This is a genomic window from uncultured Veillonella sp., assembly GCF_963543145.1.
In the GTDB taxonomy this organism is placed as follows: Bacteria; Bacillota; Negativicutes; order Veillonellales; family Veillonellaceae; genus Veillonella.
Window position 1 is genome coordinate 1 of record NZ_CAUTZP010000012.1, and the last position, 11812, is coordinate 11812.

11 protein-coding genes are annotated in these 11812 nt (G+C 36.5%); 10 read left to right on the forward strand and 1 reads right to left on the reverse strand.

Features of this window, described 5'->3' with window-relative positions; all coding sequences use genetic code 11:
• Window positions 1-138: 138 nt before the first annotated feature.
• The 10 genes from RWZ05_RS06295 (at window position 139) to RWZ05_RS06340 (ending at window position 10349) form a co-directional block, all read left to right on the forward strand.
• Window positions 139-1524, forward strand: a complete 1386-nt coding sequence (locus RWZ05_RS06295) for a Sau3AI family type II restriction endonuclease (protein WP_314643001.1) — start codon at window positions 139-141, stop codon at window positions 1522-1524.
• A 7-nt stretch (window positions 1525-1531) separates the two neighbouring features.
• Window positions 1532-2359, forward strand: a complete 828-nt coding sequence (locus tag RWZ05_RS06300) for a hypothetical protein (RefSeq protein ID WP_314643002.1) — start codon at window positions 1532-1534, stop codon at window positions 2357-2359.
• Between the two features lie 81 nt (window positions 2360-2440).
• Window positions 2441-3733 (forward strand): DNA (cytosine-5-)-methyltransferase, encoded by a 1293-nt coding sequence (dcm, locus tag RWZ05_RS06305; RefSeq protein ID WP_314643003.1) that lies wholly within the window; start codon window positions 2441-2443, stop codon window positions 3731-3733.
• A 118-nt stretch (window positions 3734-3851) separates the two neighbouring features.
• Window positions 3852-5660 (forward strand): DUF262 domain-containing HNH endonuclease family protein, encoded by a 1809-nt coding sequence (locus RWZ05_RS06310; RefSeq protein WP_314643004.1) that lies wholly within the window; start codon window positions 3852-3854, stop codon window positions 5658-5660.
• Window positions 5661-5712: 52 nt separating this feature from the next.
• Complete coding sequence (locus RWZ05_RS06315) at window positions 5713-6258, forward strand: hypothetical protein (protein WP_314643005.1); 546 nt, start codon at window positions 5713-5715, stop codon at window positions 6256-6258.
• Window positions 6259-6572: 314 nt separating this feature from the next.
• A complete protein-coding gene (locus tag RWZ05_RS06320; RefSeq protein WP_314643006.1) occupies window positions 6573-7391 on the forward strand; it encodes a sulfurtransferase in 819 nt (272 codons plus the stop codon).
• A 12-nt stretch (window positions 7392-7403) separates the two neighbouring features.
• Window positions 7404-7631, forward strand: a complete 228-nt coding sequence (locus RWZ05_RS06325) for a hypothetical protein (RefSeq protein WP_314643007.1) — start codon at window positions 7404-7406, stop codon at window positions 7629-7631.
• Window positions 7632-7791: 160 nt separating this feature from the next.
• Window positions 7792-8547: an exodeoxyribonuclease III gene (locus RWZ05_RS06330; RefSeq protein ID WP_314643009.1), complete on the forward strand. Its 756-nt coding sequence runs from the start codon at window positions 7792-7794 to the stop codon at window positions 8545-8547.
• A 153-nt stretch (window positions 8548-8700) separates the two neighbouring features.
• Window positions 8701-9390 carry a 7-cyano-7-deazaguanine synthase QueC gene (gene queC, locus RWZ05_RS06335; RefSeq protein ID WP_314643010.1) on the forward strand — a complete coding sequence of 230 codons (690 nt, stop codon included), beginning with the start codon at window positions 8701-8703 and terminating at the stop codon, window positions 9388-9390.
• A 467-nt stretch (window positions 9391-9857) separates the two neighbouring features.
• On the forward strand, window positions 9858-10349 hold the full coding sequence (locus RWZ05_RS06340; RefSeq protein ID WP_314643011.1) for a QueT transporter family protein: 492 nt from the start codon (window positions 9858-9860) through the stop codon (window positions 10347-10349).
• A gap of 97 nt (window positions 10350-10446) precedes the next feature.
• Here the strand turns inward: RWZ05_RS06340 and RWZ05_RS06345 are convergent, their stop codons facing one another.
• Window positions 10447-11703, reverse strand: a complete 1257-nt coding sequence (locus tag RWZ05_RS06345; RefSeq protein ID WP_314643012.1) for a Glu/Leu/Phe/Val dehydrogenase — start codon at window positions 11701-11703, stop codon at window positions 10447-10449.
• Window positions 11704-11812 lie beyond the last annotated feature (109 nt).

The window sequence follows — 11812 nt, forward strand, 5'->3', positions numbered from 1 at the left end:
TGGTTCTCTTTTCAATTGTTTGAGAACAGTTTACACAAAATATATTACACTGCCTGAAATGAGATGGTTCAAGTTAAATTAGTATATTCCTTTATACCTTTGATATAATTTATATATATGCGATGGGAGGCGGTTCTAATGAATTTAGATAAGGTGTATAACTCTATTGAAGATATATTAGATGTAGCGCAATCTGCGGAAGGAAAAACGGTAGGCGAATTCGATATAAATAATCGTTTAGAAAGTAAAGGAAATAAGGGTGGGATAGGTCAGATTTTAGAAGAAGGCCTCTTTAAAATTGCGGTGAATAGTCGTGCCGAAGCCGACTTCGTAAATTTGGGATTAGAACTAAAAGTAACGGCTATTAAAGAGAATAAAAAGAATGACTTTTCAGCCAAAGAACGGTTAGTTCTTAATATAATCAATTACGAAGAAGATTATAAGGATTCTTTTGATAATTCTACTTTTTGGCAGAAAAATAAGAATCTATTAATTGTGTTCTACTTATATAAGGATGACTTAGATAAGAAGGAGTTTCCGATAGTTAAATCTGTTTTACACAAATTTGATCCTGCAGATTTGGAAATCATAAAACAAGACTGGCAAACTATTATAAATAAAATTAAGCAAGGTGAAGCGCATAATATTTCTGAAAGTGACACGATGTATTTAGCTGCATGTACTAAGGGTGTTAATGCTAATTCAGTGAGAAAACAACCGTTCTCAGATATACCTGCCAAACAACGTGCCTTCTCTCTTAAAAGTTCCTATATGACTGCGTTTGCTCGACGTGTTATTGAAAGGCAGTCAATCCCATCACTCTTTAATGTTGATGAACTTAAGAGTAAGACTACATTACAACTATTAAGAGAACGTTTTGCTCCATATATTGGGAAAAGGGTATCTGAGATTGCAAGACTAATGAATATTCCTGTTAGTACGAATAAGGCCTTTAATGCTAATCTTATTAGCGCCATATTAGGTGTAAAGGGGACTAAGCTAGAGTCTCTCAGAGAATTTAATAAAGCGAATATTAAATTCAAAACAATTAGATTGGAGCCTAATGGGGTTCCACGTGAACATATGTCCTTTGAACAAGTTGATTTTAATCGTTGGATTAGTGATGACTGGGAAGGGTCCCAAGTTTACGAGAATTTTGAATACACAAAATATCTATTTGTGGTCTTTCAATATGATGAAATAGCGACACAAAATAAAGATAGAGAACCTTATCTAAAGGGGATTATGCTCTGGAATATGCCAGAAATTATCATTGAACATGAATTAAAAGATCTTTGGAAAACTACAAAATCAATTTTGGAAACTGGCGTTGAACTCAAACCTGTACGTAATGGCGTGTCAAATAACTTGCCAGGAGCTAAATTTAATGGTGTTTGCCATATACGCCCTAAGGGTAAAGATGGAAATGATAAAGTTGTGCTGCCAGACGGTCAAGAGATAACAAAACAATGCTATTGGTTAAACAGAGAATACATTGCAGAGATAGTAAAAGAACTGAAATGAGGATTTTATGGTAGTGAAACGGTCTACGTTTAGAGGAGACTTAAAAAGTGAAGGCGCAGTAAATGAATTTTTACAAAAATATTTATATAGTTATTTAGTTGCAGATGGGATAATAGATTCATTTAACTCTGATACAACGCTTGATCAGCAACATAAAGGTATCGATACAATTATGTATATAGTTAAAGATGATGCAGAGCAATTTAGATGTATAAATATCGATGAAAAAGCAGCTATACATTATGCTAGAAGTAATCTGGAGGATAGACCTTTATCAACATTTGCATTTGAAATTTCTTATGTAAAAGATGGGCAATTAAAAAGAGGGTGGCTTACAAATGAAAAATATAAAGATACTCATGCATACTTTCTTTGCTGGCTTTGGATTAAACCTGATGCTAATAGATATAATTTAGTGTGCGAGGATATCTTGAAACTTGAAGTATTATCAATTCCTAAAGTAAAAACAAGAGATAAACTTATAATGCGTGCTATGGGCAGTAAAGATATCAAAACTTTTGAGACACAAGCTGATATATTGCGGAGAAAGATGAAAAAACGTGGAATTAATCGTCTAGAACTAGAGCATCGATTGGAGCCCTTGATTAATGCACTTGATGATACTCCTGATTACAATAAGGAGCATTTGGATTTTGACTCAGATTGTTTAAGTGTCAATAAATATCCCCAGTGGGTATTAACACCACCTGATAAGCTTTATGAAGAGCCTTTAAATATTGTTGTTAAACAGGAGGACTTAATTAATTTAGCTAATAGCTATTGGATAGTTACTCCTGAAGGTGTGGAAGTTAAGAAGTCAATATCGAAAAAATAATAACTAATTTTGATCTTGATCTTTTTTTGAATTTCTGCTATAATAAGGATCTATAAAGTTTATAAATCAAGGGGTAAGGTAATGAAAATATTCTCCATGTTTGATGGTGTAGGTGGGTTTATAGTAGGATTAGAGAATTCTTCTAAAGAAGTTTTCCAAACGCTATATTCTAACCAATATGAGCCATCCCGTAAGACTCAAGATGCCTATGAAGTAGGCTTATATAGATTTCCTGATATGGAACATATTCCAACTGATGTAGCTTTAATTCCTAATGAAAAGTTTGAGGAAATGAAGGCTAATGGTGTAGATATGATTGTTGGTGGGTTTCCTTGTCAAGATTATTCGGTTGCACGTAGTAAGAAGAATGAACTTGGTATCGAAGGGAAAAAAGGAGTTCTCTTTTGGGAAATTATCCGAGCGACTGAAGTCATTAAGCCAAAGTATTTGATTTTAGAAAATGTTGACCGTTTATTGAAGGCTCCTTCTAACCAACGTGGTCGTGACTTTGCGATTATGTTGGCTGCTTTCAATCAATTAGGTTATTCTGTGGAGTGGCGTGTTATCAATGCTGCTGATTATGGTCGTGCGCAACGGAGACGTCGCGTGTTCTTCTTTGTATTTAGAAATGACACAAAGTGGGGAAAACGACTACATACTAAATATGAAGCCACATTGCCTACTGCTGCTGATTTAGATACTCGTTTAGCTTGTTATACACCTTATATCTTTAAAGATGGGCTTTTTGCTCGTCAATTCCCTGTTAAAGATGAAGCAGTTAAGAAACGTATTAATGTAAATAAGCTTGATGAAGATATTGCTGAAGTTTCTACAAACTTCTCAGATGGAAAGATGTGGAACTCTGGTCTCATGACAAATGGGTACTATTATACGATTGAAACTGAACCTAAAGGTGATGAAGAACCAATACCAATGAAAGAGATTGTGGTTTCACCTAATCAAGTGCCGAAAGAGTATTATATTGATGGTGAAAAATTAGAAAAATTTAAATATCTTCGGGGACCTAAGAAAATTACACGGACTGCAGCAAACGGACATACTTATACCTTCTCTGAAGGTGGTATGAGTGAATATGACTCGCTTGAGCTGCCGGGGCGTACAATGCTTACTTCTGAAGGTAGTGTAAATCGCTCTACACATCTTTTGAAAATTAATGGTAAATATCGTCTTATTACCCCAATTGAAGCAGAGCGATTACAAGACTTCCCAGATGATTGGACTCGCTATAAACTCAATTCAAAGGGTGAAGTTGTAGAAGTTTCTGATCGGATGCGTATGTTCTTCATGGGTAATGCACTCGTAACGGGGATTGTAAAACGTATTGGTGATGAACTACAGAAAATTGATAAGTAGGATAAAAAAAGCTCGAAAGAGCTTTTTTTTATGATAAATATTAATAATCTGATATAATAAAATGAGGAAGAAATGAAGTCTGGGGTGGATTGTTAATTATTTTAAGGAGAAGATTGTGATGAATTTTCTTAGTATTAACCATATTTTATGTCAAAACGTTTATTATTCTGTACCGGATTATCAGCGTGATTATGAATGGACAAATGCTCAAAACTCAACCTTGATAGAGGATGTCTTTTCTATATTGGAAGATCCAACGAATACTTCAGATCATTTTTTTGGTGCTTTGGTAACAGTTCCTTATGACATAAATAATGCGACAAATTCTAGTATAAAGTATTTGGATTATAATATTACACCTAATCAAATAAAGCATGTTGTTGATGGACAGCAACGATTAACTTCATTTTCTATATTATTAAATGTTTTAAAGGAATTAGTTGATTCTGACAGTACAATAGATACAGCTACTAAGACATTTTATACTCAACATCAATTACATAATTTTTTGTTTGGTCGAAATACTTCTATTAGTAGTCCTACATTATTTGCACCTAGATTAGTTCTAAATGGTAATACAGGTGCATGTTACAATCATCTACTTGATGAACGATATTCTGATGGTAATAAAGTGTATCGAGGGGCTAAGCGCTTAGTTACAGCCTTTAAAACGTATAGGGAGGAAATCAGAAAAAAAAGAGATGAAATGGTTCAGCAGAATATTTTACATAGTAATACAGAGTTTTATACTAAATTATTTGATATTATAACTAATAGATTAACATTTGTAGAAATCGACTGTAATGCAGCAGCTGACGCATTTCAAGTGTTTGATTCATTAAATGGTAAAGGATTAGATTTGACCGCTGCAGATCGAATTAAGAACATTTTTATTTCTTGGGCACCTGTTGGGCAAGGTGCACAAAAATGGGATGCTTTAGTAAGTGCTGTTGGAGAAGATTTCTTATCTGGTTTCTTCATAAGTTTATTTTTTTATACATCTGGAAAACGTATTCCCAAAAATAAATTACCTGATGAGTTTAGAAGAGCTTATCAGACTTCTGCTACTAGTGATTTTCTATACTTTTATAATGACCTTCTTAGACAAGCAGAGCTATATTCGACATTACGTACGATGAACACTCGTAATGCTACTGTTAATGAAATATTATGGGAGTTTAAAGCTTTAAAAGTTGAACAGGTTTATGTACTTTTGTTTGCTACAATAAGTCAGTATGGCATAGATACAATAAATAATCCTACTTTTCTAAAATTTATTCAAACTTTATTAACGTTGATTATAAGAATGCAAGTTTGTGATAAAAGTATGAATAAATTAGATCATCTATTCTCGCAATGTATAGATGCAATGAAAAATCAATCTGCTGCACTAACGGTTACCATTGATAAATTGAAGGACTATATAAGAAATAATGTTCCTGATAATTTATTTATAACTGCTTTTGAAGGCTTTTCGCCGAGTGATAATAAAGTATCTGCTGTATATTTAAGGCGTATTGAGACTTATCTAAGACAGCAATCTGGACGGAGAGATCCTTTATCACGAGACTTAACTGTTGAGCATATCATTCCGCAAAAGTTACCAGATATTTCTCAGTGGTATCAACCACTATCGTTACCACCAAGAGAAATTTTAGATAGTTTTACAGAGTCTGTTGTAGAAAATATAGGAAATAAATTATTATTATTCCCTGATGATAATACTTCAGCAAGTAATAATCTATATCAAGAGAAAGTAGATGTATATAATAATGGGTGCAATGGTCAAACGCAAGGCACACCGGTTATTACTTTTGAATTAGTAAAGCGATTATTAGAAAAGTATCCAAGTCAATTTAATCATGATGAAGTACAAAAAAGAGCTAAAGAACTTGCAAAAATTGCTAAAGAAATATGGAATATTTAAGACTATACAGCTATTAAAATAGGGAATAAGATTTTGTTGGGGGCTAATTGAAATGCACAAAATTATTGTTAAAATGATTTTACTAGTATGTCCATTAATATTTTTTTCTAATTTCAGTTTTGCTATTTCACTATCTGAGTTACAAACCGTTTCTCAGTTCGTAAATGTTGGTTCAAAAAACGATGGTGATGCTTATTTAAATGTAAATTCCATTCAAAGTATAAGATATAATCCTCCTTATTACTCTTTGAAGTACATGACATATTATGTTAACTATAATCAAGGCTATATTTTAGAGACTGAAGAAATCTCTAATTATGATTATAACTACTCATATGAAATGCTGTTAAAAAATAATAAGTTTAGTAGTATTAAAACTATTGACGACTTTAAGGCTGAAGTGGTTAGGCTAAAATATCAAAACTCCGGAATTGAAGGTGGACATAGAATAAAGAAAGTATATAATTTAGATGGGATTTTAATAGAAGATTTAAGCAGTAATCCTTATGGCTATGAATCAAAACAAACTAAGTTTTTAACTATAGGTTATGATCTTGCAGCTGAAGCTTTTTATAAGGCTTATCGGCTAAGATTTTAGTATAATTTTAGTTTTCATTACTAATCACCTTTCTTTTGCATATAATGTGGCTTGAACACCCATATTATACTTAAGTAAGGTGATTTTTTGTATAACTTTCGTTGCTACACCCGCATAGCGGTTGGTTTAATGATTTGCGACTACGTAGCAAACCAGTCCTATTTTTCTTGTAGATATAATCGATATAAGAATAGCAATTTAATAAGACGTAGTATTAGAATTATATAATATAGACTGTCCATAGAACTATAAACGTTATATAATAATATTATCAGATTTGTATTTTTCGATATAATCAATGAAAGGAGTACAACATGTCAAATTTTATCACTCCTAAAGAATTATTAGCTTGTCTTGACGAGGTCATTATTTTAGATGCTCGCGGTTATCAGGATTATAAAAAAGGCCATATTAAAGGTTCTTACGCGGTGGATTTAGATAAGGATTTAACAGGTCCTTTGGGCGAACATGGTGGCCGACATCCGTTGCCAGATATGGAGCGTTTAGCTCATACCTTTGAGTCGTATGGTATTACTCGTGATTCCAAGGTTGTTGTGTATGACTCTTGGCTTTTCTTGGCGGGACGCCTTTGGTGGACGTTGCGCTACATGGGCTTAACGGATGTACGCGTATTGTCTGGCGGTGTTGAACGTTGGGTCAAGGAAGGTCATCTTTTAACTAAAGAGCCAACTCCATTACCTGTAGAACCGTCTGTTTTTAACTATGAACTGCAAACGCATATGGTTATGAGTCGTGATGAGGTTCTCAAGGCTAGTGAAAGTGGTGATCATGTTATTATTGATGCTCGTGCACCTTTCCGCTACGATGGATCTCAAGTGGATACGATGGATGGCATGACTGGTCACATTCCTGGTGCTGTTAATCATTTTTATGAAAGTGGCTATACAGCGGATGGGCCTAAGTCTGTGAAGGACTTGGAAGCAGAGTATTATAATGAAATCTATCAAAACAGACCTATAGTAACGTACTGTGGCTCTGGTGTTACAGCTTGTAATGCATTGTTAACTATGAGCGAAGTAGGTCTTGAATCAGCATTATATGTTGGTAGCTCTAGTGATTGGGTAACTTATGAAGGTTTCCCTCTCAATACAGGTGTGGAAACATTAAATTAACGGGGGCGTCAAATGAATCTTTTAAAACATTTATTAACGGCTGTTGCCTTTGGATACATGTGTTATCACATTTATACCTTCGGTCCCGGTATGTTTAATGTGACAGTGTTGGTGATTCTCGTTTTGTCTACGGTGGCTAATTATTTTCGTGAGAAACGTGAAAGCGACCTAAAGGCCAACGAAAATGCGCGCAAGGCTCGCGCTGAAGCAAGACATGCTAAGAAACATAAAAAACAGTAATATCACTAACATATAATCCTTAGGTTAGCTAACATATAATCTTTAAATTAGCTTACATTAAGCAAAAACTTGGCTTATATTTTATGTGAAAGAGACTTTCACCAAGTTAAATACGGTGAATACGATTAGATTGGTGCGAAGTATCGCAAAGGAGTAAGAATTGAAATTAATTTCTTGGAATGTAAACGGCCTACGCGCCGCTGTAACAAAGGGTTTTATGGAGTCCTTTAACGAATTAGATGCAGATATTTTCTGTTTGCAAGAAACAAAATTGCAACCAGAACAAATTTCTTTGGTATTGCCAGGCTATGAGCAATATTGGAATAGCGCTGTGAAAAAAGGCTACAGTGGTACCGCTGTATTTACGCGCATTAAACCGTTGTCCGTAACTAACGGTATCGGCATTGAGGAACACGATCAAGAGGGCCGTGTTATTACTGCTGAATATGACAATTTCTATTTAGTATGCTGCTATACACCAAATAGCCAACGTGAATTAGCTCGTCTTGAGTACCGTATGACATGGGAAGATGCATTCCGTAACTATTTGCTTGAATTGGATAAGAAAAAACCAGTCATTCTCTGTGGTGACCTCAATGTAGCGCATCAAGAAATCGACCTTAAAAATCCTAAAACAAACCGTAAAAATGCGGGCTTCTCTGACGAAGAACGTGCTAAAATGACAGAACTGTTAGGTGCTGGTTTCACAGACACATTCCGTCACCTCTATCCAGATGCAATTGAGCAATATAGTTGGTGGTCCTACATGGGCAAAGCTCGTGAGCGGAATACAGGATGGAGAATTGACTACTTCATCACCTCTAAACGTCTTGACGACAAGATTCAAGAAGCAAAAATTCACCAACAAATCTTTGGCTCTGATCATTGTCCAGTAGAATTGGTCATTGATCTATAAAATTTTAGGAAATGTAAAAGCACAGCCTCATCTACTGATGGGGCTGTTATAATTGGATTAAGAGATATCACGTTCCTTAGCGATGCATTTACTTTTTTCTTTAGATGGCGTAGATGTGTTTATAAATACTATTGTTCAAAATGAGGAGATAATATGGCTCAAAAACAAAAAGCTGTTGTATTATTTAGCGGCGGTGTAGATAGTACTACATGTTTAGCCCTTGCCATTGAAAGATTTGGCAAAGACAATGTAGTGCCTTTATCCATTCAATACGGCCAAAAACATAGTAAAGAACTAGAAGCGGCTGTCGCTATTTTAGAGCACTATGGTATTGAAGGTAAAACGATGGACGTTACCAAACTATTTGCTTTCAGTAACTGCTCACTATTAACACAATCTACTGAAGAAATTCCTCAAGGATCCTATAAAGAACAACAAGAGGCAGAAGGGGAAGGTACTGTCAGCACCTATGTACCATTTAGAAATGGTCTGTTTCTATCTGCGGCGGCTTCCCTAGCCTTATCCTTAGACTGTGGCTATATATACTACGGTGCCCATAGAGATGATGCAGCTGGCAATGCATACCCAGACTGTACAGAACATTTCTACAAATCCATGGGCGACGCCATCTTCGAAGGATCTGGTAACGAATGCTCCTTAGAAGCACCATTTATCAACTCCAACAAAGCGGACATCGTAAAAGAAGGACTACGCCTTGGCGTTCCATACCACCTAACCTGGTCCTGCTACGAAGGCGGCGACAAACCATGCGGACACTGCGGAACCTGCATCGACAGACAAGCCGCCTTCCACGCCAACGGCGTCGAAGACCCAGCTTTATAACTTTTTTCTCTCCCTTCCTAAAACTGGGTTAGTCATAGTTGTCACTATGTGATGTTATATAGAGGCGATATCTATTGTCGGTGCTCTGATATAGTGAAAAGCGGCCTTTTACGTCACGACTAATCGCAATGTTGATTTGCTAAATTCGCAGTGGTAGGAGATACCTTTTCAAAGAGTGACTTTGGCAGGTCGAGGCCCTAGGCCGACGACCGTTAAGCCAGTGGAGCGATGAGGAAAGGTATCTCCTGCCACCCCGCCCTTGCCAATATTACACTGATAGTAGTTACTGTAACAGGCCGCTTTAAACGTCCCTCGACTTGTAAATATCGAAAATATATGATACTATAAGTGCACAACTATATAAGACAGTTTGAAACCATCCTGTCTCTAAACAAAACTACGGAAATTCATAAGCATTTTAGCATGGTAGTTTTGCCATGCTTTTTTTATTTGAGGAGGTGAGTGTTATGATTACTACACGTAAATTGACTATTTCTGCCATGGTGGTGGCATTGTACATCGTTGTATTGTATGTAACGCAAAGCGTTTCTTTCGGAGCGTATCAAATTCGTATAGCAACATCATTATATGCACTTGCTTATGCCTTTCCGTTCTTGGTAATTCCAATGGGGATTGGTAACCTCATTTCTAACTTCCTATTCGGCGGTCTTGGTATCCTCGATATGATGGGGGGCTTTGGCGTCGGTATTTTAACAACAGGTATTATTGTTTGTATGCGTAAGCTTGGCCTTAGTGCTTGGTGGGTGATATTGCCAATTATCTTTGTACCTGCATTGTGCGTACCATTATGGCTGAGCCCATTGCTTGGTCTTCCATACTGGCCATTAGTATTGAACCTTATCGTAGGTCAAACAATCCCAGCTGTTCTTGGCTCTGTTTTGGTGAAAGTATTGATCAGCCGTCCAAGCATGGCTGCTTTGTTAGGTGCTTTCAAATAAAATAGGTACATAAAAAGGTTTATAGGCAAACAAAAAGGCGTAAGCTCAAATGAGCTTACGCCTTTTTTATGGCTAAATGTTATGGAGGTAGAAAGGATTAGCAGTTATAACCGCGCCATCTAGTTTCAACTACTAGGCGTTCAAGAGCAACCATGTACGCTGCTTGACGAGGTGGTACATTGTATTTATGTTGCATTTCCCATACAGCTTCGAAGCTATTTTGCATGTTTTTAGTTAATCTTTCGTTAACTTCTTCTTCAGTCCAGTAGAAGCTTGCTTTGTTTTGTACCCATTCATAGTAGGATACAACTACGCCGCCGCCGTTAGCAAGAACGTCAGGGATGATGTCGATTCCTTTTTCATAGAAGTATTTATCTGCATCATTAGTAGTAGGGCCATTAGCACCTTCCAAGATGATTTTAGCTTGAATGTTTTCCATATTGTCTTTGTTCAATTGGTTTTCAAGAGCTGCCATATACAATACATCAACTGGTTGAGCTAATAATTCTTGAGCCCCAATTGTAGTCATACCTGGTTCGCTGTAACCTTCAAGGGAACGACCATGGGAGTTAGCATATTCGTATGCTTTTTCAACATCAAGACCATTAGGGTTGTAGATGTTAACGCTTACGTCGCCGATAGCCACAACTTTAGCGCCTGCTTGAGCGATAAGACGAGCACCTACGGAACCTACGTTACCGAAGCCTTGAACTGCTACAGTAAGGTTTTTGATGTCTATGTTTTTCTTAGCTAAGTAGCTTTGTAATGCGATGAGACAGCCGCGACCAGTCGCTTCATTACGACCTAAGGAACCGCCTACTTCGATAGGTTTACCAGTAACGATACCAGGGCTCCATTCGCCTTTTAATGTGCTGTATTCGTCAGCAATCCAGCTCATGATTTGAGAGTTTGTATTTACGTCTGGCGCTGGAACGTCAGTATTAACGCCGATGATTGGAGCAATACGACGTACGAAGTTACGAGTTAAGCGTTCTAATTCGCGAGGGTTTAACGTTTTAGGATCAACTTTAATACCGCCTTTACCACCACCGTAAGGAATGTTAGCGATAGCGTTTTTAATAGTCATCCACGCTGCCAATGCACGAACTTCGTTTTCGTCGGAATCTGGATGGAAGCGAAGACCACCTTTAGCACTGCCCCGTAATGTGGAGTGTTGGCAACGATAGCCTTCGTATACGCGAACTTCACCATTGTCTAGTTGAAGAGGTACTGCTACCTTCAATTCGCGTTCCGGATGACGCAATACTTCGTAATCGCTACGAGAGTAGCCGAGTTTCTCAGCTGCTACGTCTAAAGTGTTTAGCATGTTTTCATATGGGTTATAACCGCTCATAATTGCCTCCTGTATATAAGAGTAAATTTTATTAGTGCTAAATTTTCACATACTTATGTATTCGACGTTGTATACATAATACCCTTTTAGTTTTTATAACTATATTCTA